At 53.2% G+C, this 24776-nt stretch carries 20 protein-coding genes and 3 pseudogenes; 16 read left to right on the forward strand and 7 right to left on the reverse strand.

Going from position 1 to position 24776, the window contains the following annotated elements; all coding sequences use genetic code 11:
- Nucleotides 1-104: 104 nt before the first annotated feature.
- The 6 genes and pseudogenes from SH527x_RS03535 to SH527x_RS03560 all read left to right on the forward strand — a co-directional run bounded on the left by SH527x_RS03535 (nucleotide 105) and on the right by SH527x_RS03560 (nucleotide 7694).
- Nucleotides 105-3491, forward strand: a complete 3387-nt coding sequence (locus SH527x_RS03535; RefSeq protein ID WP_437193274.1) for an SNF2-related protein — start codon at nucleotides 105-107, stop codon at nucleotides 3489-3491.
- Nucleotides 3492-3801: 310 nt separating this feature from the next.
- The gene (locus SH527x_RS03540; protein ID WP_437193275.1) at nucleotides 3802-4713 is read left to right on the forward strand and encodes an Abi family protein; all 912 of its coding nucleotides are present in this window, start codon (nucleotides 3802-3804) and stop codon (nucleotides 4711-4713) included.
- Nucleotides 4714-4715: 2 nt separating this feature from the next.
- A complete protein-coding gene (locus SH527x_RS03545) occupies nucleotides 4716-5654 on the forward strand; it encodes a hypothetical protein (protein WP_437193276.1) in 939 nt (312 codons plus the stop codon).
- Nucleotides 5651-5911 carry a hypothetical protein gene (locus SH527x_RS03550; RefSeq protein WP_437193277.1) on the forward strand — a complete coding sequence of 87 codons (261 nt, stop codon included), beginning with the start codon at nucleotides 5651-5653 and terminating at the stop codon, nucleotides 5909-5911. Before SH527x_RS03545 ends, SH527x_RS03550 begins: the two co-directional genes overlap by 4 nt.
- Nucleotides 5908-6627, forward strand: a pseudogene (locus SH527x_RS03555) (site-specific DNA-methyltransferase); the annotation flags it as partial. The gene SH527x_RS03550 and the pseudogene SH527x_RS03555, both read left to right, overlap by 4 nt.
- Nucleotides 6628-6764: 137 nt before the next feature.
- The gene (locus tag SH527x_RS03560; protein WP_437193278.1) at nucleotides 6765-7694 is read left to right on the forward strand and encodes a GIY-YIG nuclease family protein; all 930 of its coding nucleotides are present in this window, start codon (nucleotides 6765-6767) and stop codon (nucleotides 7692-7694) included.
- A gap of 2 nt (nucleotides 7695-7696) precedes the next feature.
- On the opposite strand, the gene SH527x_RS03565 is transcribed toward SH527x_RS03560, so the two are convergent.
- The 3 genes from SH527x_RS03565 to SH527x_RS03575 form a co-directional block, all read right to left on the reverse strand.
- Nucleotides 7697-8179, reverse strand: coding sequence for a DUF6876 family protein (locus SH527x_RS03565; RefSeq protein WP_437193279.1), 483 nt, complete (start codon nucleotides 8177-8179; stop codon nucleotides 7697-7699).
- A 70-nt stretch (nucleotides 8180-8249) separates the two neighbouring features.
- A complete protein-coding gene (locus tag SH527x_RS03570; protein WP_437193280.1) occupies nucleotides 8250-8945 on the reverse strand; it encodes an integrase core domain-containing protein in 696 nt (231 codons plus the stop codon).
- Nucleotides 8946-8998: 53 nt separating this feature from the next.
- Entirely contained in the window at nucleotides 8999-9316 is a 318-nt protein-coding gene (locus SH527x_RS03575; RefSeq protein WP_437193281.1) for a hypothetical protein, read from the reverse strand.
- Nucleotides 9317-9730: 414 nt separating this feature from the next.
- On the opposite strand from SH527x_RS03575, the gene SH527x_RS03580 reads away from it, so the two are divergent.
- From SH527x_RS03580 to SH527x_RS03590, 3 genes are all read left to right on the forward strand, one after another.
- Entirely contained in the window at nucleotides 9731-10981 is a 1251-nt protein-coding gene (locus tag SH527x_RS03580; RefSeq protein WP_437193282.1) for a hypothetical protein, read from the forward strand.
- Between the two features lie 111 nt (nucleotides 10982-11092).
- Entirely contained in the window at nucleotides 11093-11881 is a 789-nt protein-coding gene (locus SH527x_RS03585) for a hypothetical protein (protein WP_437193283.1), read from the forward strand.
- Nucleotides 11882-12407: 526 nt separating this feature from the next.
- The gene (locus tag SH527x_RS03590; RefSeq protein ID WP_437194669.1) at nucleotides 12408-12596 is read left to right on the forward strand and encodes a hypothetical protein; all 189 of its coding nucleotides are present in this window, start codon (nucleotides 12408-12410) and stop codon (nucleotides 12594-12596) included.
- On the opposite strand, the pseudogene SH527x_RS03595 reads toward SH527x_RS03590, so the two are convergent.
- Together SH527x_RS03595 and SH527x_RS03600 are read right to left on the reverse strand one after the other, a co-directional pair.
- Nucleotides 12550-12870 (reverse strand): annotated as a pseudogene (locus tag SH527x_RS03595) (SDR family oxidoreductase); the annotation flags it as partial. The gene SH527x_RS03590 and the pseudogene SH527x_RS03595 sit on opposite strands and share 47 nt — an antisense overlap.
- 167 nt (nucleotides 12871-13037) lie before the next feature.
- Nucleotides 13038-13265 (reverse strand): carboxymuconolactone decarboxylase family protein, encoded by a 228-nt coding sequence (locus SH527x_RS03600; protein ID WP_437193284.1) that lies wholly within the window; start codon nucleotides 13263-13265, stop codon nucleotides 13038-13040.
- A 95-nt stretch (nucleotides 13266-13360) separates the two neighbouring features.
- On the opposite strand from SH527x_RS03600, the gene SH527x_RS03605 reads away from it, so the two are divergent.
- The 7 genes and pseudogenes from SH527x_RS03605 to SH527x_RS03635 all read left to right on the forward strand — a co-directional run bounded on the left by SH527x_RS03605 (nucleotide 13361) and on the right by SH527x_RS03635 (nucleotide 22050).
- Complete coding sequence (locus tag SH527x_RS03605; protein WP_437193285.1) at nucleotides 13361-13600, forward strand: hypothetical protein; 240 nt, start codon at nucleotides 13361-13363, stop codon at nucleotides 13598-13600.
- A gap of 289 nt (nucleotides 13601-13889) precedes the next feature.
- Nucleotides 13890-13982, forward strand: a complete 93-nt coding sequence (gene kdpF, locus SH527x_RS03610; protein ID WP_437193286.1) for a K(+)-transporting ATPase subunit F — start codon at nucleotides 13890-13892, stop codon at nucleotides 13980-13982.
- The gene (kdpA, locus tag SH527x_RS03615; protein WP_437193287.1) at nucleotides 13979-15724 is read left to right on the forward strand and encodes a potassium-transporting ATPase subunit KdpA; all 1746 of its coding nucleotides are present in this window, start codon (nucleotides 13979-13981) and stop codon (nucleotides 15722-15724) included. Before kdpF ends, kdpA begins: the two co-directional genes overlap by 4 nt.
- A gap of 10 nt (nucleotides 15725-15734) precedes the next feature.
- On the forward strand, nucleotides 15735-17798 hold the full coding sequence (kdpB, locus tag SH527x_RS03620; RefSeq protein WP_437193288.1) for a potassium-transporting ATPase subunit KdpB: 2064 nt from the start codon (nucleotides 15735-15737) through the stop codon (nucleotides 17796-17798).
- Nucleotides 17799-17839: 41 nt separating this feature from the next.
- A pseudogene (gene kdpC / locus SH527x_RS03625) lies at nucleotides 17840-18406 on the forward strand (potassium-transporting ATPase subunit KdpC); the annotation flags it as partial.
- Between the two features lie 251 nt (nucleotides 18407-18657).
- On the forward strand, nucleotides 18658-21351 hold the full coding sequence (locus tag SH527x_RS03630; RefSeq protein ID WP_437193289.1) for a DUF4118 domain-containing protein: 2694 nt from the start codon (nucleotides 18658-18660) through the stop codon (nucleotides 21349-21351).
- Between the two features lie 9 nt (nucleotides 21352-21360).
- On the forward strand, nucleotides 21361-22050 hold the full coding sequence (locus tag SH527x_RS03635) for a response regulator (RefSeq protein ID WP_437193290.1): 690 nt from the start codon (nucleotides 21361-21363) through the stop codon (nucleotides 22048-22050).
- 295 nt (nucleotides 22051-22345) lie between these two features.
- On the opposite strand, the gene SH527x_RS03640 is transcribed toward SH527x_RS03635, so the two are convergent.
- Nucleotides 22346-23413: a VWA domain-containing protein gene (locus tag SH527x_RS03640; protein WP_437193291.1), complete on the reverse strand. Its 1068-nt coding sequence runs from the start codon at nucleotides 23411-23413 to the stop codon at nucleotides 22346-22348.
- Nucleotides 23406-24719 (reverse strand): DUF5682 family protein, encoded by a 1314-nt coding sequence (locus SH527x_RS03645; protein ID WP_437193292.1) that lies wholly within the window; start codon nucleotides 24717-24719, stop codon nucleotides 23406-23408. The genes SH527x_RS03640 and SH527x_RS03645 overlap by 8 nt, the downstream gene beginning before the upstream one ends.
- Nucleotides 24720-24776: the final 57 nt, after the last annotated feature.

Below are 24776 nucleotides of genomic sequence, written 5' to 3' on the forward strand. Positions count from 1 at the left end.
CCAGGTACGGGCACTTCCGTGCCACGTCAGCGCGGGCCGCGACACTTCATATCCAATGATTTTGAGCAAAGCTCGTGAAAATCGGCGATGACCGTTAATTCTCTATGCCTGTTGAACCAGAGCAACTCCGAGCGCTCAGTATCCGCCAACCTTGGGCGGAGTTGATCCTGCGCGGAGAGAAAACGGTTGAATACCGTTCCCAGGCAACAACAGTTCGCGGCAAAGTTTACATCTACGCGTCGCTCGCGAAGCTTGATCCGGGCTACGAACAGATTGAAGGAGACTTACCTCGCGGCCTGATCGTAGGCACCGTCGAAATCACCAGCTGCGAGAACGGCAATGGAGATTTTGAATGGATTCTGTCGAACCCACAGCGACTGGCGGAACCAATCGCTCCCAAGGAACAACCCCAACCGGTGTGGTTTTTCCCATTTGGTCGACCGGAAGAGGAACATGCGGAGATCGATGAGACTGCGGTCGTGAATTGCGACGATTCGATGACTGCATCATCTGCAGTTCGGTTTACTCCAGTGATCTCTGCGGCGACGGCTCCTTTCACCCCGTATCACTCCAAGTATTTCGCTTATGAACTCACGAAGCGAGCTGGAGCCGGTCATGCGGACAAACTGGCGCAGTCAATCAGTAATGCCACGGTCTATCTCAACCCACATCAGGTAGATGCCGCCCTTTTCGCATTTCGGTCGCCGCTTTCGCGGGGGGCAATTCTCGCGGACGAAGTCGGTCTCGGAAAAACTATCGAAGCGGGCATCATAGTCAGTCAGCTGTGGGCGGAGAAAAAACGCCGCATTCTGGTCATTGTCCCCGCGACGCTGCGCAAACAATGGAGCGGAGAACTTTCCGACAAATTTTTCATCCCGTCCCTCATTCTGGAGTCCAAGAGCTTTCGCGAACTTTTGAAAAAGATGCGTCAGCCGTTTGAACAGTCACAGCAGGTAGTGATCTGTTCCTACCAGTTTGCCCGGGCGAAGGCAGCGGATGTGACCTCAGTCCCCTGGGACCTGGTTATCATTGACGAAGCCCACCGGCTGCGGAATGTTTACAAGAAAGACAACAAGGTCGCTCGCGCTTTGCGGGATGCCGTTCGCGGTCGCCCTAAAATCCTTCTGACCGCCACTCCCCTCCAGAACTCGCTGATGGAATTGTTCGGGCTAGTGACTTTTGTCGATGAACACGTTTTCGGGAGCGAAGAGGCGTTTCGGGAACTTTACGCCAAGAAGTCAGATAGTCTTCCGGCAGGGACACTCGCAAACCTGCGGGCGCGACTTCTGCCCATTGTTCAACGAACACTCAGAAAACAGGTCGTCGAGTATGTGAAGTACACTAAACGCATCCCGATCACTGAGGATTTCACTCCTTCCGACGACGAAAAGAAGCTTTACAAATACGTCTCGGATTTCCTGCAAAAAGATAACCTGCACTCGCTTCCGAACAGCCAACGACAACTGATCGAACTGGTGCTTCGAAAGATTCTTGCTTCATCCTCCTTCGCCATCGCTGCCACCCTCGGCACGATGATCGATCGACTACGAAAACTTGGACGCGTTGCGGGCGAAGCTGTAGAGGAACATGTTGCCGAAGTTGTGGGCGACGATTTCGAACCTGCCGAATCCATCGAAGAAGAGTGGAAGGATCCGTCCGCTGATGGTAACTCCTCCCCTCCCACTTCCGCTGATGCAAAAGCCTCGGCAACTGATCCCCAAATACTGGTCAAGTCTATACAGGCGGAAGCTGCTGAGCTTCTCCGCTATAAAACCCTCGCGGAATCGATCCAAGAGAACGCCAAAGGGAATTCACTGATCACGGCACTGCGATTAGGCTTTGCCAAAGCTGAAGAACTCGGTTCGAAGCCAAAGGCCCTGATCTTCACCGAATCCCGAAGAACTCAGACGTATCTGCATGATCTTCTTACAAAGAAGGGGTATGCCGGAAAGATTGTTCTCTTTAACGGCACCAATTCGGATCTAGATTCCAAACGCATTTATCAGGAATGGCTCAAACGCCACGCCGGGCAGGAATGTGTCAGCGGGTCACCCACAGCCGACATGCGTTCAGCGTTGGTCGATGAATTTGCGAACAATGCATCGATCATGATCGCCACTGAGTCAGCTGCTGAAGGGGTGAACCTGCAGTTTTGCTCTCTCGTTGTAAATTATGACCTGCCCTGGAACCCGCAGCGGATTGAACAGCGAATCGGACGCTGCCATCGCTACGGCCAGAAGCATGACGTAGTGGTAATTAACTTCGTGAACCGAGCCAACGAAGCAGATCAGCGTGTCTTCGAACTGCTCAACCAGAAATTCAAGCTATTTGATGGTGTTTTTGGGGCTTCGGATGAAGTGCTTGGGGCCCTGGAATCCGGGATCGATATCGAGAAGCGGATTAACGACATCTACAAACGCTGCCGGACAGTCGACGAAATTCAGCAGGCGTTTGATCAGCTGCAGTTGGATCTTTATGAACAAATTATCGCGACATTGCAGGAGACGCGCACGAAGCTGCTGGAGAACTTCGACGAAGATGTTCACCACAAGTTACGGATAATGGAATCGGAGACGGAACAGCGTCTCAATCGCTATGAGGACTGGTTATGGGCGCTGACCGCGACAGAGCTCGCGGAACACGCCGACTTCGATCTCAACAGTCACACCTTCACTCTTCGCGAGCAACCGCAAGATTGCTCATCAGAGCAGATCCCGCTTGGCCGCTACCGCCTCAGGCCTTTGCTGGAACGAAAATCCGAGGAGGTTCCAGATACCGATTTTCACTATCGCCCTGGTCATCCTCTTGCTGAGGGAATTATTGCACGTGCCAAATCCAGAGCGCTCCCACTATGTGAGTTGGAACTCAATTATGCTCAGCGTGGCGCAAAAGTGACTCTTGTCGAAAAGTTGCTTGGAAAATCCGGATGGCTGAGAGTCGAACAACAGACCGTCGTATCACTTGACACGGAAGAAACCCTGCTCTTCGCCGGTGTCACCGACGATGGAGACATTCTGGATCGGGAAACCTGTGAAAAACTGCTGACCATCCCCGCGTCTGATGGCCGGCAGGTTTCGACTGATGAAACTGCACAGAATCTGTTGGACCGGGCTGTCCAGTCGCAGGCAAATCGGGTGCTGATGGAAGCTCAAAATCGTAACGAGGCCTTCTTCGACGCCGAGTCCGACAAGCTCGACCGTTGGGCAGATGATCTAAAAGACAATCTGGAACGCGAGCTGAAGGATCTCGAATTCGAGATTCGTGAAGCCAAAAAGGCCAAGCGGCTTACTGGCGATCTGCAGAGTAAAGTGGCAGCCCAGAAACGGGTCAATGAACTGGAACAGCAGCGGAACCACAAAAAGCGGACACTGTTTGAAGCGCAAGACCAAATCGAACAGCGGAAAGACACGCTGATCTCCGATATCGAAGCACGGCTGCAGCAGCAGACCTCCCGTGAAGAGGTCTTTACCGTTCGCTGGAGGCTCTCATGATCGAGCCACAGCGATTCCGAACACCTCTCCGAATGGCAGGTTACGCAGTTCCTGCGGGTTGTGTGCAACTCGCGGGCTTTCTAGGATTTTTGCAGCCAAATAATCGGCACATTCAGCAGAATCGCTCAAATCAGATCATCAAAAAGTCGATGATAGTCTTGTCACAGGGCGCAACTCGCCCTAAGATAATTGCATCACACCCGTCGCACCGCTCCTTTCCTCGGAAAGTGACGTGCATCAAGGACGGGTCTTTTTTTTGCGCTCTGCCTGGTTCTCCAGTTGCATTTGAGCTATGGCTGGAGGTTCTGGGATGACCTCCGCTCCTCGGCCACCATATCCAAAACCCTGGTTATCCTATGCCCATCAGGTTGCGCTGCTAGTTTCCCGAGGGCTGACTGTCGCTGATCCTGCCGCCGCAGCTCAGTTTCTCTCCCACGTCAACTACTATCGCTTCAGCGGGTATTGCCTGGCATTTGAACAACCCCACCACGAATTTCGGCCAGGCGTTACCTTTGAAGACATTTCAGCAGCCTACGCTTTCGACGTCGCACTGCGCGATCTTCTGACAGAGGCACTGGAGATCATTGAAGTCGATGTCCGCACGACCTTTGCGTACCATTTCGGGCAACAACATGGTGCGTTTGGTCACACCAAGCCTGTCAACTTCTTTCAAAAGTTCGATCATGCCGACCTAATCAGGCGCCTGCATGAGGAAGCAGACCGATCCAGCGAGCTCTTCATCAAGCATTTCCGACGCTGTTACCTAGAGTACCCGGATCTGCCGATCTGGATGCTGACTGAAGTTGTCTCCTTCGGAACACTCGTCCGGATGTTCCGTGGAATGCAGCGTCACGATCAACAGGCTGTTGCAACGCGATACGGAATGCAGGCGACCTTTTTCGGCCCGATCCTGCTGCATCTCGTCTACGTCCGAAATCTTTGTGCCCATCATTCGCGGCTGTGGGATCGCATCTGGTCAGTCAAGGCAACGCTTCCGCGTGGTCCGATGTGGCAACCACCGCTGCTTCCACAAAATGAGCGGTTATTTTCGACCCTCTGTTTGACGCAGCACTTGCTCAAGCGTTGCCCGCTGATTGGAAGTTTTGGAGCAGAATGGCGAGACCGGTTGCATCAACTGCTCCGAAATCCCCCCAACTCCGCTGATGCCCTCAACTGCATGGGAATTCCGCCGAACTGGGAGCAGCATCCGGTCTGGAAGTGAGCATGCCGACAACCACCAACGATAACATCGAATCTCTGTCGCTGACGCTGAAGACGCCGGAGTCCGCAGCGGATGCCGCCGCGGTTGCGTCGATGCTGCGTGCAATTGTCGTGCTTGTCGATGAGACCAAAAGGGAGTTAGGCGCTGAAACTGAAATTGCGATCCGTGTTCGCCCTTTCACCGAAGGCAGCCTCGAAATCCCGTTTGATCTCATCGTCTACGGAGCTGGCGCACTGCTAGGTTTCAATGCGATGGTTTCTCAAATATTGAAGACGATTCAGCAGGTTGTTGATCTTCGAAAGTCGCTGAAAGGAACTCCATCGGCTGCAGCATCGACCGAATCTCTGCGGCATGATGCTGCAAGTCCCGCTTTCACTAGAAGCACTGTCGCCAATATCAATCAGAATCCTCGAGTTAATTCTGCGCTTCATCAGGCATTTGTCGATTTGGACAATGACAAGGAGATCACGGGCGTCCGCGTTGTCGATGAGACAACTGGCGAAGAGCTTGTCAGTGTTGACCGTGAAGAGTTCGCATACTTTCGCACTCCTGCTGCAACCTTATCCGAAAATCCTCCTCTCGAACGCACGCGAAAAGTCACTACGACTCTGACAATCCATACTCCAGTGCTGCAAGGCCCAAAGAAATGGACGTTTATCTACGAAGGACTTCAAATTTCGGTCTCGATCAAAGATCAAATTTTCTTGGCTCAAGTCGCAGGTGGGGTTGAGGCGTTCCGGAATGGAGATCGCCTGAGTGTTGACTTGGAGATTGGTGAGAAATTCGTGCCAGCCATCGCCGAGTACGAGCGAACGAAGAGGTATGCCATTACGAAAGTTCATGAACACATTCCACGGCCATTACCGCCAGTACAAACGATTTTTAAATTTCCTGATGCTCCAGAGGCGAAGTCTCCAGAAGAACAGGAGGGCACGAAATGACAGATCCTTCGTCAGGTCGATTGAAAAAATACTTCGCACTCAAGCCTGCGAAGTGTCCGAAGTGTGGGCATTGGCCGGTCGCGGAGATTTGGTACGGGTCTTATGATTTCACCTACGATTTGAAGGCAAAACTTGAATCCGGAACGGTGATTCTGGGCGGGTGTTGTGTGGATCCGGAGGACGATCCGGTTTGGGCCTGTTCCACATGTGATTGGCAGGGCTGGCGAAAAGACAAGGAAGAACGAAAAGCGAAATGAGTCGGAAAACGAAATTAGAACTGACCTGGATCGGGAAAGAGAACCGGCCGAAGTTGGAGCCACGGATTCTGCTGGAAGATTCGGAGAAGTCGTATCACGCTGAGCAGCGCGTGAGTGAGAACGACCAGTTCGACAACCGCCTGATCTTCGGCGACAACCTGCTGGCTTTGAAGGCTCTGGAAGCCGAGTTCACCGGCAAGGTGAAGTGCGTCTACATCGATCCCCCATACAACACCGGCTCAGCATTCACCCACTACGACGACGGAGTGGAGCATTCCCTGTGGCTGTCACTTATGCGGGATCGTCTGGAGCTTTTGCGCAAACTCTTGCGGGATGACGGGAGCATCTGGATCAGCATAGATGACAATGAAGGGCATTACCTCAAAGTCTTAGGGGACGAAGTTTTTGGGCGTTTTAATTTTGTCGGTAACGTGATTTGGCAAAAGAAATACTCACCTGCGAACGATTCAATTTGGCTCAGTGATAGCCACGATCACATCCTTGTATTTGCGAAAAACAAAGGCATCTGGAGACCTCAGAAACTTGCGCGTACTCAAAAGGCAGATGCTGCATATAAGAACCCGGACGACGATCCACGCGGTCCATGGAAGGCAGGTGATTATACCTGTGCAAAAACTTCAGTTGAGCGTCCGAACCTATATTATCCAATAATTCAGCCAGAGACTGGAGAGGAGATTTTTCCAAGTCGGACTCGAGTTTGTCCGAGCACAATCCGTTATTGATTTAATGAGTGAATGAACCACCTCGCTACGGCCATGAATCAAGGCTTCACAGTTGTCTGGAACGACTGTCAACAATTCTACTGATCTGCTGAGCAGAGAAGCGTCACGTCATGAGTGGAAAAACCATTCGAATTTATCTGGTAAACGGCTTGCCGACAGACATTCTGACGGCGGAGATCATCAATTGGACAGGTAAGGTCATTGTAACTCCTCGATCACAGTTGGCTGAGCTGGCGAAAAGAGAGGAAGCCCGTCGGACCGGTGTGTATTGTCTTGTCGGTCCGGACCCAGAAAACGCCTTCAGAGACACAGTCTACTTCGGTGAGGGCGACAATGTTTTGTCTCGGTTGACAGCCCACGACAGAGATGAAACCAAGGATTTCTGGACGCGCTGTGCCTTGGTAATTAGCAAAGACCAAAACATCACCAAGTCTCACGGGCGTTATCTGGAAAGTCGGCTGATCTCGATCGCCAGCCAGGCCGACCGCTCCATAATCCATAATGGCACTGCTCCGCCGCTTCCTCCCTTACCCGAGTCTGACCTCGCAGACATGGAGTATTTCCTTGGCCAACTTCAGATGATGCTTCCGGTGCTTGGTTTCAATTTTTTGCAACCCAAGCCGACAGCCACCCTGAGTGGCGACGATGGGGAGACTGATGAATCACCACTGTTCACGCTGAATGTGGTAGGAGCCCAGGCAAAAGCCCGCGAAATCAATGGGGAATTCATCGTCCTTAAAGGTTCGACCGCCAGGAAAGAGGGCCTGAAGTCGTGGACCTCGTACAAAGCACTTCGAGATCAGCTCGTCGAAGAAGGAAAACTGGTCGACAGTTCGCAACCGGGATTCTTCGTACTAACGGACGATATCGCTTTTTCCAGCCCGAGTGCAGGTGGCGCGGTCGTCAATGCCGGGAACATCAATGGCCGAATTGCCTGGAAGACCGAAGCCGGAGAGACCTATCAGGAGTGGCACGAACGAAAGCTCGCGAAAGTGATTCCTGACGATTTCAACGACGATGATTCGTTTACAGGATTGTGACGTCAATATTCGCTAGGCGAAAGCAACGTCCAATGCCTGCCATCGTTCTGTGCCCAGACGTCAATTTCATCGAGCGGAAAATCAGTGAATGGGATCTCCTGCTGGATGAACTCCGGTTCGCCCGTGTCCGGGATGGCCGCAAGAAATGCTGAATGGTCTGGTTTTATGGCCAGCTTCCAGAAGTGCATCAGGCTGATTCGTTTATCCTTTCGGGCGGCTTTCTGGAATTCGTCGCTGGTGAGATGCAAAGCGATGGCATCAACCAGCCAATAGGCCCCACCGTGCCCTGCCAGATACTGGATTCCTTCGGTGTAGATGACAGAACGGTTGAAGCTGTGCCGGAACCCCTTCGGCCCAAATGATGTGAACTGAGATAAATTCTTTTTCGTGCTGCAGTTGGGACAGAAGTCAGCCCCGGAAAAGTGCACTGGATGATCAGAATGACGAACTGCTGAACACAAAGACGCTGCGGTCCGACGACTCATTGCGAGAGCTGTCCGCGGTAGTGTGGCCGGAAAGATATTGCAGCCTATTGAGTCTCTGTGCGCACCGGCTTTAAGCGGCCTTTCGTTCAAAGCCCTTCACCAGCCCACCGACGAAGGATTTCACTTCGATCTCGTCGAGGCAGAGCGTCTCGATTTCCTCCGGTTCTTTACTCACCGGCGGCAGGTGTCCACGGCACATGTGACTTCGGTGTTGGTTGTAGTATTCCGTGAACTCTGCAACGAGATGATCCAGGTGCCTGCGACCAAAGAGGATGAACTTCGCCAGGCACTCGTTTTTGATGGTCCCGATGAATTTTTCACAGCGTCCATTCAAATTCGGACTGCGCTTGGGGAGCTTGTTGGTTCTCAGCCCGTGAGACTTCAGCGTTTCAGTAAACTCTCTGCTGAACTTCGTGTCCCGGTCGCGGATCACGATGTCTGGCTTATGCTCTCGCCCGTCCGTTTCGTCGATGAACTTCCTGGCCTGTTCACAAACCCAGGCGGATGTCGGGTGCTCCGTTGAAGCGGACGCAATCACTTCCCGCGTGGAGATACACAGCCACACGAGCACATACATCTCCCGCAGCCCACGTTTGGTGACCGTCTTCACGCTGAAGAAGTCGCAAGCCCAGAGCGTCTCCTTGTGGCGCTCCAGGAAATTAGTCCAGGAGTCCGAGGTCCGATTGGGACCGGGCTGGATCCCCTCTTCCTTGAGGATGTTCCTGACCGTCTGCCTACTGATCTTTTTGATCCCGAGCTTTCTCAACTCTCCTAGGATACGAGTGTACCCGAACCCAGGGACGGCTGCGATTTGCAGGACTAATTCTCGGCTCTCTCTCTGGACTTCCGCTGTCCTCCCTTGGGGTTCTGCTTCCGCTTCGCAGTCCCCTGCTCTTCTCGCAGCCAGCGATAGAACGTGCTGGGGCTGACAATCGTGATCAGTTGCTCAATCGCTCTGCCGATGATCCTCACGAACTTGATCAACCGATGCCGCTCCTCAGGCCGTGTATGAATGACACCCGGAATCCGTGTCCGCAGGATCTTGTTCACTTCTTTCAGGAACTGGATGTACTTGGCCAGTTCCCGGTCGGTGGCCGAGGCAATCAGAGCGAGCAGCGGATGAAAAATCAGGGACATTCGGTTATGGTCGCAAGCGGTAAATAGGAACGGAGTTGCACATTGCTTTTACCGCACCATGACCTGAATACGCGAGTCAAAACGTGGCCTCGAAAGGACAGTGGTTTGAGGCCACATTGGAGCGCCGTAAGAGTCCGAAAAACAGGCACGATCCGATGTCTCCAAATCACTGTATTGAGTCGCCAGGAGACACTGTTTTTCAGGCGATAAACCGTACTAAGATCGCTTAAATTTCTCTACGGAAAATTACGGAGAAACGAGCCAATTACGGAGCATACTCGCGTCAGAATGTGTAGTTTTGCAACGCTATGCGAAACGTACTCTATCGCGTAAAATCAAGCTGTCCCGAGCCTTGAGACCCCTCGGACTGAAAAGTGCAATCCGTCTACGGAACCGAAGGAGTAGGAACGCCTGATGCACTCTTCTGACACCGAACGACCAATTGAGGTCTGTTGCGAGAATATCGACTGCCAGCAACCGGATTCTTTCCGGTTTACGCCGTCCGAGTTTGAGAGTTTTCTCAATGGCGACGACTTCCATTGCTCCTCGTGCGGTGATGAGATGTCGGCTACTGGCTATCGCATTTACTGCTACATCTGCGATATGGAAGTTGAGGGCTACTCACTTTCGCAAATACCTCTCTTGCTCCAAGAGCGTTGTGCTAGTTGTGCGGGACGTGAAGAGTGGAATGCCGATTTTTATTCGATATGCATAGCAGGATCATGGTTCGCTGAGTTCGATATGTACGACTGGTCAATGACTCCCAAGCAAGCCGACGACCTCAAACGAAAAGGACGAACTGACTATTGGGAAGGGCTGGTTCACTTCTGTTCGGCAGAAGAGTTCGTTTCGATCTACAAGGAGCGGTGTATTCGGTCGAGTTCGACCGGCTTGTACAACAAACGGAATCCAACCGAGTCAAAAGCGGTCTGCCTCACAGAAACCACGGTACAGAACTGGCAGGAGATTAAAGATGTTCATGGAGAATACGGTTTCGTCTTTCGCAAGAGTGAAGTGATTGGATTGAACGGAGCACCGGTAATCAGCTTGCCTCAATCGGTCATCGACACCATGAAGATGAAGAACGAAACGATTCCAAAGACGCTATGGCCCTATCTCACTAAGCTCTCGCTTCCAACTGCTCGTTCACAAAAGAAGATCGACTTCCTTCACGAACGGGAATGGCGAGTGCCAAGTGACATGCGATTCGACGAGATAACGCCCTATGCTGTCGTCTTCCCGAAAGCCCGACCGGGGATTGCAGGTGAAGAACTCATTCTGCAAGCAGCAAGAGAATTTCAGGAAATTTCGGAAAGCGACCTAATCACGGTCGAGGACGTAAAGGCAGCACTGAGAGTGATCCCACACATCGATTTGTCCAAGATCGAAGGCGAATCAGAGACAGTTCACACATGGCTGATGAGAAACGAGGTTCGAACGAGGGAGCAACTCACTGCACTCTCCCAGTCAAAGGCTATTTTTGACTTTCTGGCAAAGGTCTACACCGAGGAACTTGGCCGACTGACCGACACGCCACTTGATCCAACGGCGGTCGGAACGTGGGCGGCATCGCTGTTCGTTTACGGACTTCGAGATGAAAATAAGGAGTCAGTAGTTGAACAGATTCGGGCAACTCCCGAATATATTAACCGTCACGAGAGTTGAGGCATTCAGATTTCGTGCATCATTGTACGTGATCATTTCTCCTGCCTGCCAACGTAGAAGCGTGGATCGTGCTGGAATGTCAGGTTCGTTTTAACTCCATTGGATAAGGAAATGACAAAAACGAAGTCAGCGGATGCACCGAACCGAGACAAAGGCAGCTATCGGCACATGCTCGACCTCGTGTCGGCGTCAACGTTCCGTGATGTAGTGAATAGTCTTCTCGATGGGACGGATTCTCATTTGGCAGAGGCAGATTGTCGCCACCCTATTGGTCGCTTAAAAAAGACGGAATGGACGGAGACTATTCTCGAAGATTACATGAAGCGACATCCACTACCCGAATCCGAGGGATTGCACCGGAAATGGTGGATTCCATTCAAAGGAAATCGACCGACGTGGGATTTGATTTGCCATCTTGAAGTTGAGGGGAAGCCGGGCTTGCTTCTTGTCGAAGCGAAGGCTCATCTGGATGAGATGAGTGAAAAGAACTGCAAGTCTCCGGTGGACAAAAAGAACGAACGCTCCATTGCCAACGACCTCAGTATTCGTCTGCGGCTCGCAGAGACAAGCCTCGCATTAAGTTCGTTGGGGGCCGGTTTCTTTCACCTGTCCGCCGACCACGACTACCAACTATCGAACCGGCTCGCCTATCTCCACAAGCTTGCCTGCGACGGCGTACCGGTCGTTCTGATGTACCTTGGCTGGGAAGGTTCATCGGACTGGACAATCGACCCATTTCCTGATGGTGCGGCATGGCGGGAAGCGGTGAAAGGGCATTTCGAGCGAATCGGACCTTGGCAATTTGTCGAGACGCAACATCGGCTGGAATCGGGCGTCCCGTATCAGATGATCGTTCGCAGTCTTAGCCCAAGAATCTTGCCGCTTCCTCCATGCTCCTGATTGACCGTGGAGTTCGAGAAGACCGGTCTCAGCTACGTCTTCGCCGGTCGAAACTCGAACGTCGCCTTCACGATGCCGTGATCGGTCGTGCCGCTCTTCTTGTGGACTTCCCGGTTCAGATGATCGTTCATGACCTCGGAACCCAAGAACGCCCAGACTCGCTTCCGTGAGTTGTCGTAGAACTCCTGCGAGACCAAGATGTGGCCGAGGGACTCTTGGCAGTTGTGACAAAAGTGCGTGCGATACATGTCCCGTGAACATCAATTCGACTCCCAGAAGCTCTCTAATAGCCACCAGCTTGTGAACGGAAGGTCATTTGACAGCAGCGGAGTGATTTGGCTGGAAATGCCCAGCAGAAATCCTCGACCAGGAAGAAGCTATCAAAGATGCCAGAGAATGGTTGAAGGAGAATATTGGCGAAGAAATCGTTGCTCCACCACATATCGAAGCACAGTCAAGGACCAGCATTAGCGTCATTGTTGTTCCCTACTAGCGAGGACCACCTCCTCGCTAGTAGGGAACAACAATGATGTTTCATCCGGGACGCATTGTCGCCACTCCAGCCGTCCTCGAATCTCTTGAGACTGCCGAGCAATCTGCCTGGGAGTTCGTCACTAAGCACATCTCCGGAGATTGGGCAATTGTCGATGATGAAGACAAGGAATCGAATATCCCATCTCCAGCATCCGCTCAGTACCCACCACCGAAAGTGTAATGTGATGCTGCACCCCGGACCTCGTTTCCACAGATTTCAGGTTCCGGCCAGATGCTTCGAAGAAATGCATCGCGGCCTCATCTTCAAGAGAGGGGGGATTGGAAACGTCGATCACCACCTGGGCACCAGTCAATGCCCGCTCCAGACCTTCCCCGGTAACGGCGTTAATGCCCGTTGAAGGGGATGCTGCGATCACTCGATTTCTCCGTTCCCGCAAGTGATTGACAACCTGCGAACCGATCAGACCAGTACCACCAATGACGACGATTTTCATGGGATTCCCCTTTGATTAACGGAACTTATTTCTAAAGCACTTTGCCGAACGAGTTCCACGCCCCCGCTTCGCGGCGTACATCGCTCTTCTTCCCGGAGACTCTCGCCAGAGTGGGCGCTTGTTGAAGAAAACAGCTTCATCACTCGTCCACTCTGGCGCGAACTTGGTCAGTGAACTCTGTTGGGAGACTGATAGCTACCGGGAACGCTTCCGAATCCGATGCTCACCCGATTCCACGAGTTGATGGTTGCGATAACCCAGATCAAATCTCCCAGTTCCTGATCACTGAACTGGCCGCGAGCCTGCTCGAACACTTCATCCGAAGAGGGCCTGTCTCCTCGCCAGCGGATCTGCCCTGGACGGTTTGAGGGTCTCTGGTGTTCTCGACTACTCACTGCGATCTCAAAGTGCGCTTCCCCTTCGCTTCCCCGCAGGCTATCAAGCAATCGATCGACATACGATTCGACGCGTGCGGTTTTGGTATGGGAGAATGCATCAGGCTCGTAGCGGTGTCCGTAGGGAACTTCCTTCGGGGCGTCTGCACGGCGAGCTGGCGCTGGTTCGTCTCCGGGCTCGTAAGACCCAGATTCCGTGGGCTGAGAAATCGCGATGGTTCTTGCGAAAGCCGGATGCGGGAGATCCGCACGTCCGGTTTGACGAGCGGGAGGTGGAAACGGAGCATGGCAAGGCTATTGAGGCACCGGCAACCGAAAGGGCCGGAAACGGATAGGCCCACTGCAACTACCGCGCCACCTCTCAACTCTACATCGCGTGTTTTCGGTCTGTCTCCCTCGAGGTCCTGCGGTCGTGTTCCGACACGTTCATCTTAATAAAAATTTGATATCGGCAACGTCTTTCTTAACCCCTTTTTGATGTCCCCTCTGATCTAATTCCTTCTCTTAGTGCTCGTCTGAAGGATTTGACATGGACATCATCTGGTTGGGGGCGGGGACAGTGTTCTTTGCTGTTTCCTACGGACTAGTAAGCTTCTTCGCACTTTTAGAAGCGGAGGATTGAACATGGACTGGACCACGATTGTTTCGCTCGTCGTTACTGGCGGTCTGGCGATTTACCTCGCTGTTGCTCTTCTGGCTCCGGAGAAGTTTTCATGACTGGAAACACATTCACCCAAATAGCTCTCTTTCTGGGAGTTCTGCTGGCCTGTGCCAAACCATTAGGGTGGTACATCGGGAGAGTCTATACCGGGACAGCACCGCTCCTTGGAAAGCCACTTGGATTTCTTGAACGGCTGATGTATCGACTCAGCGGAATCGATCGCACTGCCGAGATGACCTGGCAGCAGTATTCCATAGCGGTACTCGCCTTCAGCTTCGTCAGCTTTCTGAGCGTTTACTGCGTTCAGAGATTGCAGGCGGTTCTACCTTTCAACCCGGCGGACTTGAGAGCTGTCTCGACGGATTCCGCTTTCAACACTGCTGTCAGTTTTGCGACGAATACAAACTGGCAAGGATATAGCGGTGAACTCACGATGAGTTATCTGACGCAGATGCTGGTGTTGACGACTCAAAACTTTGTATCTGCTGGAGTCGGTTTGGCGGTACTGATCGCGCTGATCCGAGGATTCACCCGTCAGTCAAGTAGCACCATCGGCAATTTTTGGGTCGATTTAGTGCAGGGAACGATCTATCTCCTTTTGCCGTTGTCGCTCGTACTGGCTGTTGTTCTTGTCTCTCAAGGAGTGGTGCAATCGTTAGGCTCTTCTCCAGAGACGACACTCTTAGAACCAGTTAATACGGATGGGAAGACGCTCACCAAACAAACCATTGCCATTGGGCCCGCAGCATCTCAGATTGCCATCAAGCAACTCGGGACGAATGGAGGCGGATTCTTTAATGTTAACTCGGCTCATCCATTGGAGAATCCGACACCGTTATCGAACTTTCTGGAACTGCTTGCGATTCTTCTCATTCCGGTCGCACTCTGCTTTACGTTCGGAGGCATGATCGGAAAACGACGCCAGGGCTGGGCAATTTTCTCAGCGATGGCTGTCATCTTCGTTCCGCTTCTCTTGCTCGTGACCTTCTCAGAACAACAGGGAAATCCCGTTCTCAATAAGCTAGGAATTGATCAGGTGGCTTCCGATTTCCAATCCGGTGGGAATATGGAAGGCAAAGAGGCTCGGTTTGGAATTGCCAACTCCGCAATGTGGTCTGTTGTGACGACGGCCGCATCCAATGGTTCTGTGAATGCAATGCACGATTCGTTTAGCCCCTTGGGGGGATTGATTCCGCTGTGGCTGATGCAATTGGGGGAAGTCGTTTTCGGAGGTGTCGGTTCCGGACTTTATGGAATGCTGCTATTTGCAATCGTGGCGGTGTTTATCGCCGGTCAGATGGTGGGACGAACTCCAGAGTACCTGGGGAAGAAGATCGGGGCGTTTGAAATGAAGATGGCCTCGTTGGCGATCTTGCTTCCCTGTGCGACGGTCCTGGTAGGAACTGCTCTCGCTGTCGTCCTGACAGCTGGGCGAGAAACGATTTTCAATCCTGGCTCCCATGGGTTCAGCGAAGTCCTCTATGCGTTCTCATCAGCGTCCAACAACAATGGCAGTGCGTTTGCCGGTCTGGGAGCCAATACCCCTTTCTATAACGGCCTACTGGGACTGGCGATGCTGATTGGTCGATTCTGGGTGATGCTCCCGGTTCTGGCGATTGCAGGTTCACTGGCTGCCAAGAAGTCCGTTCCCGCTAGTCCTGGAACGCTGCCCACCGACACTCCGCTGTTTGTCATCATGCTGGTTGCGGTCGTGATCGTGGTGGGAGCATTGAGCTACTTCCCTGCCCTGGCTTTGGGGCTCATTGTCGAACATCTTCAGCTCTCGGTGATGAATTAGGAGTGCACACATGACAAAAACCTCCACACCACACTTCAATCAACATGTCATCGGCGATGCGATTGTTTCTTCATTTCAAAAGCTCGACCCTCGTGTTCAGCTTCGCAATCCAGTGATGTTCGCTGTTTATCTGGGAAGCATGCTGACGACACTGTTCTGGATCAACTCGCTGATGACATCAACGGGCGAATCGTCCGGTTTCATTCTGGGAGTTTCGATCTGGCTCTGGTTCACAGTGCTGTTTGCCAACTTTGCGGAAGCAATTGCTGAAGGGCATGGAAAGGCTCAGGCGGCCTCATTAAAGAAGAGCCGATCCACAGCGACTGCCCATCGGTTAGCTACTCCCTCCGATCGTCAGGGAACAGAAATTTCCGCCACGGAATTGAAGAGGGGGGATTTCGTCATCGTGAAAGCGGCCGAAACAATCCCGGCGGATGGAGAAGTTATCGAAGGGGTCGCATCCGTCGATGAAAGTGCCATCACCGGAGAGAGTGCTCCCGTCGTGCGAGAGAGCGGAGGGGATCGCAGTTCCGTCACGGGAGGAACCCGGGTCATCTCCGACTGGCTGATCATTCAGGTCAAGACACTGCCGGGACAGAGTTTTCTGGATCGCATGATTGCCATGGTGGAAGGTGCCAAACGTCAGAAAACTCCGAACGAAATTGCTCTGGCGATTCTCCTGTCTGCTCTCACTCTGATCTTCCTGCTGGTCGTGGCCACACTGCTTCCCTATTCGATCTACAGCGTCGAAGCCTCCGGGCAAGGACAAGCAATCAGTCTGACGGTTCTCATCGTCCTGTTTGTCTGTCTCGCTCCGACTACAATTGGAGCCCTCCTTTCAGCGATTGGGATTGCCGGGATGAATCGCCTCAGCCAGGCGAATGTGATTGCCATGTCCGGTCGAGCGGTCGAAGCGGCCGGCGATGTAGATGTTTTGCTGCTGGACAAGACCGGCACGATTACTCTTGGAAATCGTCAGGCGACACGTTTTGTTCCGGCTGATGGAGTTCCAGAAAAAGAGTTGGCCGAGGTGTCTCATCTGGCCTCCTTGGCAGATGAGACGGCGGAGGGCCGAAGCATCGCCGTCCTGGCAAAGAGGCACTTTGGGCTGCGGGGACGAGATTTGGAGCAAATCAAACCACACTTCGTCCCGTTTTCCGCTCGCACCCGGATGAGCGGTGTGACCATCGATGGGATGGAAATTCGTAAAGGTGCTGCCGAAGCAGTCGAGGTTCACGTTAAGTCCCATGGCGGATTTTTTCCTGACGACGTGAAACACCATGTTCAACAAATTGCGAATGCAGGTGGAACACCGCTGGTGGTCAGCCGGGATGCTCAAGTGCTCGGGGTGATTGAACTCAAGGATATTGTCAAAGGAGGCATCAAGGAACGATTTGCCGAACTGCGACAGATGGGGATCAAGACCGTCATGATCACGGGGGACAATCCTCTGACGGCCGCTGCGATCGCTGCCGAAGCGGGAGTAGATGACTATCTGGCGGAGGCCACTCCTGAAGCCAAGCTCTCACTGATCCGTGATTATCAGAAAGGAGGCCGACTGGTTGCCATGACCGGGGACGGCACCAACGATGCCCCGGCACTGGCTCAGGCAGATGTGGCGGTGGCGATGAACAGCGGAACGCAGGCAGCCAAAGAAGCAGGAAACATGGTCGATCTTGATTCGAATCCCACGAAACTGATCGAGATCGTCAACATTGGCAAGCAGCTCCTGATGACTCGCGGATCGCTCACCACCTTTAGCATTGCCAACGATGTCGCCAAGTATTTTGCAATCCTTCCGGCAGCGTTCGCCGCGACGTACCCCGCACTCAAGTCGCTGGACCTGATGCGACTCACCTCCCCGAACAGCGCCATTCTTTCGGCAGTGATCTTCAACGCCCTGATCATCATCGCCCTGGTGCCACTGGCATTGAATGGGGTTGCCTATCGTCCCGTCGGTGCGGCTCAATTATTACGGAACAACCTGTTGGTTTATGGAGTCGGCGGACTGATTGTCCCCTTTATCGGAATCAAAGTGATCGATTTGCTGCTCTTCGCGGTAGGTCTGGCCTGATCCACGACGCGGCTCCATCCTGTTGACAAGGAAAACTCATCATGCTTCAACAACTTCGAATTGCGACCTCGCTGCTGTTCGGCTTCACCATTCTCACTGGGGTCACTTATCCGCTCGTGGTGACGGTTGTTGCTCAAACCGTGTTCCCTCATCAGGCAAACGGCAGCCTTGAGAAACAAGGGGGAAAAGTCATCGGTTCTGACTTGATCGGACAACAGTTTACTCGTCCGGACTACTTCTGGGGACGACTCTCTGCGACATCCCCCGTCCCTTTCAATGCTGCGGCCTCCAGTGGATCAAACTACGGTCCTTTACATCCCAGCCTGAAGGAGGCAGCGGAAGCCCGAGTGACAGAGCTTCGGAAATGGAGTACCCCTGACTCGAAAGTTCCAGTTGATCTCGTGACTGCATCTGGAAGCGGACTGGATCCTCACATTTCGATCGCTGCCGCCGAGTTTCAGGTTCCACGCATCGCCCAGTTGCGAAACATGACAGAAGTGAAAGTGCAGGAACTCGTCCATCAACACACTGCAGGCCGACAATTCGGTATTCTGGGGGAACCGAGAGTCCATGTTCTACAACTGAACATCGCTCTGGATCGCTCACAGGACTCTCAGAACGACGGTTCGTCCGGCGGGCCGCTTGATGAACAGGTATTGTCCCGGATAAATCCAACCCATTTACACGAGAATCAAAAGTGAAACTGAGTCGAACCGCTCATACGAGAGGAACGCATAGGACGCTTCCCCTGCTGCGGGTGCCACTGAGACGATTCGTGTAGAATTGTTTCAGATGAGCGCTGGCATCCGCAGCGGGGTTCTCAGAACAGCCGTGATGACGAACATTTCTCCGTACCGATATGATACCTGCTTCTCGCCCAAACCCTGATCAACTTCTCGCACAACTCCAGGATGCCAAGTCCAGGGAAACGCGAGGTACTCTCCGAATTTTTTTTGGGTACGCCGCCGGTGTTGGCAAGACCTATTCCATGTTGCAGGCTGCCCGACAGGCAAGACGGGAAGGCCGGGATGTCATTGTTGGCTATGTCGAACCCCATGAAAGAGCCGACACAGAGGCCCTGCTGGAAGGATTCGAAACACTCCCGCTGCTAGAAATTCCGTATCGGGGAGTGCTTCTGAAAGAGTTTGATGTCGATGCCGCTCTCGCTCGTCATCCGGACTTGATCCTCGTGGATGAATTGGCCCATACCAACGCCGCGGGATGCCGCCATGAAAAGCGCTGGCAGGATGTCGAGGAAATTCTGGAGGCAGGGATCAATGTCTGGACGACATTGAATGTTCAGCACATCGAGAGCCTGAATGATGTGATCGGCCAGATTACGGGAGTCATTGTCCGGGAGACGATTCCAGATGGTGTCTTCGAGAGGGCCGATGATCTAGAATTAATCGACATCACCCCGGAAGAGTTGCTCGCTCGTCTCAAGGCGGGAAAGGTCTATGTCTCGCATCAGGCCGAGCGGGCCATTCAGAGCTTCTTTCAGAAGCCGAACCTCACGGCTCTGCGGGAGTTGTCACTTCGCCGGGCTGCCGACCGGGTTCACGATGACGTGGAAGCCGGTCGGCATGCGAAGGCGGCAATCCAACCTTGGGCGACGGTCGATCGATTGCTGGTTTGCATCGGTCCCAGTCCGACGACAGCCCGGGTGATCCGAACTGCCAAACGGATGGCAACGGCACTCCACGCTTCCTGGATAGCGGTCTCCGTCGATCTCGCTGGAGAGGAATCGAGTCGTGCTGTCAAACAGCAGATTGCTCAGCATTTTCAACTGGCGGAACGTCTGGGAGCAGAGACGCTGACACTGGCGGGTCAGGATGTGACGGAAACAATTCTCGACTTCGCCCGTTCACGAAATGTCACCAAAATTCTCATTGGGAAGACAAAGCAGCCGCGCTGGCGACGATTCCTCTTGGGAACGGTCGTCGATGATCTGCTGGAACAGAGTGGCGAGATTGATGTCTATGTCATCCACGGGAAGGAAGACATTCAGCCATTCTCTCCCGTCAAATCTCCCGATTCTCATCTTAATTTAAGCTCGTTTCTGAAATCGTCTTTCGCAATCATGGTAGCGGCTTGCCTGGCTGCTGGACTGCGATTACTTCAGATTGCGGATGCGGAAGCGAATACGGTGATGCTCTTTCTGGCAGGCGTTGCCTGGGCAGCCTTTCGCTATGGCCGAGGCCCAGCCGTTTTGAGCAGCATCTTAGCGGTTCTGATCTTTGATTTTTTCTTCGTTCCGCCGCTGTATACTTTTGCCACAGCTGATTCTCAATATGCCGTTACCTTCGCCGTCATGTTGACGATCGGGTTGGCCATCAGCACATTGACCTCTCGTTTGCGGGCACAGATCGAGAGTGCCCGCAAACGAGAACGACGAACGTCGGCACTGTTTGAACTGGGTAAACAGCTCAGCTCACTCTCTGGGAAAATCTTTCTGGTCAATGCAGCCGGGAGCAAGCTGAGTGAGATCACCAGCGGAGAAATCTGTATCTACCTTTCTTGTCCATCCGCTCCCGCAGAACTGGTATTTGGAGGCAATTCTTCCATTGCAAACCATCCGGTCAGCCTGCCGACTGCTCAATGGGTGATCGACCACGAACAGATTGCCGGAGCGGGGACAAACACCTTGCCGAACGCTTTGGCAGTCTTTTTTCCGCTGATCGGTTCACAGAGATCGTTAGGTGCGGTCGGCATTCGAATCAATGAGATGCAGACATTGCTTGAGCCCGATCAGCGTCGCTTTATCGAAGCCTGTGCAAATCAGCTCGCTCTCTCGCTGGAACGGGATCAACTTGCGATCGATGCCACGGAGGCCCACATTCAGGCGGAAACAGAACAGGTTCGCAGCAGCCTGCTCAGTAGTGTTTCGCACGATCTGAAAACACCTCTGGCAGCGATTGCAGGAGCCAGCAGTAGTCTGCTGCAAAGTTCAACTTACGATGAAGCAGTTCGTCGCCAGTTGTTGGAGACAATCAGCGAAGAAGCGAATCGGCTCAATAGGCTTCTCGAAAACATTTTGCAAATGTCCAAGCTGGACGCTGGAGCAACAACTCCCAATAGGCAATGGCACCTGCTGGAAGAGATTGTCGGAAGTGCCCTTCGTCGAACACAACAGGAACTCAAACAACATCCCGTTCAATTGAATCTTCCGGACCATCTCCCTCTGATTTTTATAGATGGCCTGCTGTTGGAACAGGTCTTCGTCAATCTCCTGGAAAATTCAGCCCGGTACACACCTCCTGGAACAGGCATCCACATCGCTGCGGTTCTGGAGAAAGATGTTATTCGAATCAATGTGTCCGACAACGGTCCCGGAATTCCCGCTGGTGCAGAAGAGAAAATCTTCAACCGGTTCTATCGAGCTTTTCCAATGGCAGATAGCGGTCGTGGAAGTGGGCTGGGACTGGCAATCTGTCGTGCAATTGTCAAAGCTCACGGAGGAACGATCATCGCTACGAATGTCCCAGGAGGGGGAGCGGAGTTCGTGATTCGACTTCCGCTCAGAAAGGATGCTCCTCAGATTCAAGTTGAGTAGAATTGTTCTATGGCAGGCGATCATCACATTTTAATCATTGAAGATGAACAGCCAATCAGGCGGTTCCTGCGGGCCTCTCTGTCCAGCGAAGGCTACCTGGTGACCGAAGCGGATTCGGGGCAGGATGGCCTAAAAAAAGCCATCAGCCAGCCTCCTGACCTGGTGATTCTCGATCTCGGCTTACCTGATCTGGATGGACAGGAAGTCCTCGAACGACTGCGGGAATGGTGCACTGCTCCGATCATCATTCTTTCTGCACGGGATCAGGAGTCACAGAAGATTCTGGCACTGGATCATGGAGCGGATGACTATCTCACCAAGCCGTTTGGGGTCGGGGAACTACTGGCCCGGATTCGAACAGCCCTGAGACACGTCCATCGCAATAGCAAGGAGTCCACCATCATCACGGTCGGCGATCTACGGGTCGATCTGACCTCTCGGCTGGTGTTTCGAAACGACAACGAGGTCCATCTGACTCCGCTGGAATACAAACTTCTTGTGACGATGCTTAAGCATCAGGGAAAAGTCCTGACACACCGGTTCCTGCTGCGAGAAGTCTGGGGGCCACAAGACTCACATGAGAACCACTACCTGCGAGTCTTCTTCAACAGCCTCCGAAAAAAGCTGGAACACGATTCTGCTCGCCCAAGATACATTCTCACTGAACAAGGAGTCGGCTACCGGTTTGCCTCCGAGTGACATTGTTATGATTCAGCAAGCGAAGTCAAAGGAATCGCACCAACGAAGATTTCGCCAACCCCTGTCCGTACTACCTAGCCGTGTCCAGTAATCAACTCGGACGCCAGGCGGCAACGCAGACAGAGTTCTTCAGTCAACTGACAAGCGGGGTGACGATCCCACTGCAGCGTATTCGGTCGACTTGCGAACGTGTCACGCAGTGCGTCAATGGGGGCCGTGAATCGCACAAATCCGAGCTGCACGGCATTTCTCGCCAGCTCTTCCCAGAGGCGTACGTCTCCGCGATCGACACCGTTCAGCAGACCCGCACGAGGCGTTCTGCTGTGTCACGATCGTAGGTAGGATCTGCTCGTTCATCGAGAGCCGCCAGCCCCAGACAAGTCACACCCGACTCCACGAGTCTCCGCCCGGCCGCAATCAATTGATTGACTGGAGCCCCTTCAAAGAAGTCAGTGATCAACAGCACGATTGTCCGTTTCGGATTCTCGACGAGTTGAGCAGCATATGTGACCGCCTGCCCGATGTCGGTTCCTCCGCCGAGTTGCACTTTCATTAGTGTTTCGACGGGATCAATGCACTCAGCGCTGAGATCGACGACCGCGGTGTCAAAGATGCACAAGTGTGACTTGAAGACCTTCATGCTGTAAAAGATGGAAGCCATTACAGCGGAATGAATCACACTGTCCATCATGCTGCCGGACTCGTCGACAAGAATGATCAATTGCCATTGGTCCACCTGTCGCCTCACCCGTGAGTAGAAGTAAGGCGCTTCAATGAAAAGTCGCTTCGACTCCGCGTCATAGTGCTTGAGGTTTCTTCGCAGCGTGGTGCCAATATCAAAATTCTTGGCGATCTTGAGTTGTGAGCGGTTTCGCCGATCAAGCGTCCCCTGAAACGCGTTTCGAACATCGACCGCTAGTGACTTCATCAGCTCTTCGACGACCTTTCGAACCATCTGGCGGGCCATCTCGAGAACCTGCTGATTCATAAGATGTTTGGTTCTCAGCACCGCCTTGAGCAACGTCTGATTCGGCTTCGCACGAGACAAAACCTCGGGATTCGTCACCAGCTCTTCGAGCTGATAGCGTTCCAGAGCATCTTTTTCGAGACGTTCAATCGTCTTCTTGGGGAAGAGTTCATGGACCTGATTGATCCAGTCGAGAACCGTCACATTTGACTGGCCGAGGCCGGCCTTTCGATCGGACTGACCGCGGACATTGCGCCCCTGACCATATTCCCGATCATAGAGAAAACTGAGTGCCTGATCACGGCATTCATCATCGCCGGACAGGCCACCACAGAGCTCTTCCGCACCTTCTCCCATCACGAGCCGCCAGCGTCCTAACCGTTGTGGATTACTCATTCGGGGCCTCCAGTCCGTATTGGGCCATCATATCGAAGAGTCGCTCTTCGAGTGTAAGTGCTTCGGCCGCTGTGGCGGTATCCACTGCGAGCGCTCCCAGAGGAGCCACGCTTTTCAGACCGAGCGTTTCGAAGAGAGTCTGAAGCATGAAGTGCTGCTCGCGGGGAGTGAAATATGTGAAGGCAAGCCGCAATGAAGGGAGTGCTTCCTGAAACTCCTGGGAACCGAACCCATTCAGCAGTGTGTCGATTGCCAGCACGAGTTGCGGTTGGCGTTGAGCGACTTCGCGTGCCACACCGAACAATCCCGTCAGAAAGTCGCCGAGTTCTGCCGGAATCGCGAACTGCATGAGGTCTGCAAGAATCTGTTCATCATTGGCCATTCCAATCGACCAGAGGATTCCTGCAGCCGCTCCGCGAATCAGCGGCGGTTTCCGAGAATCGTTTTCTACTCGATGAAGAATGGCCGAGAAGTCCTCCCGCGACAAACTGATGATGGTGTTCGCACGCTGCCAGGCGTCGAGTACTGCACACATTCCACGGAGTTGCTTCTGCGCGTCTCCAGTCGACTGCCCAAGCGATTCCAGCACCCAGAGTGTCCGCCCAAAGGCCACGTTCAGTAGCTCACCGATCTTTGGGAACTGGGTCGTGCCGAGTGCTTCATCGTGGCAGAACAGATAGAAGAGATGCCCAAACGCTCCGGTCAGTGAATTGAACGACGACTCTTCATCGATGTGTTGAGAGACCCGATCAAACAGAGTGGCGGAAAGTGTCTCGATCCCCGCACGTGCTGCAACGACGAGGAGTTCAGCCGCTGCTTCTGCATCCGTCATCGGTGGTTGAGCTTCGATCAGCTGATCCCAGAGATCATCAAAATTCTCAACGTGCATCTTCTGGCAAAGCGATTCGACGTAGCGTCCCCGTCGCAGTTCTCCATCTGCAAATCGTTGCGGAACCTGATCCCTTCGAGCCACCGCCGGCCAGGGGATGTCGATGAACGCGACGCGAGTGCCCGTCTGGTGGGCCGCCTGCAATGCCGTCCACTCGGGCGAATATTCACAAAATGGATAGTACGCTCCCCCGTGATCAGTTCCTTCGCGGTAATAGCTGTAGATCGCGATCGGAAGTTCATGAGCAAGAAACAGCTCGCTGAAGTGTTCATTGAAATCACTGGGACCTTCAATGAGGACCGCTGCCGGACGCAGATCATGAATCAGCGTTTCCACCAGTGCGGCGGCGACCGGGCTGTGATGCCGCACCGGGAAATACACGACATCGGCGTACGTGTCGCAGAGCCGTTCAAGCATTTCGGAAAGTTCGACGTCTGACAGCATGGGCACGCACAGTAAAGAGACTGCTGAGGA

Origin of the sequence: Planctomicrobium limosum (assembly GCF_051465645.1) — a bacterium.
In the GTDB taxonomy this organism is placed as follows: Bacteria; Planctomycetota; Planctomycetia; order Planctomycetales; family Planctomycetaceae; genus Planctomicrobium.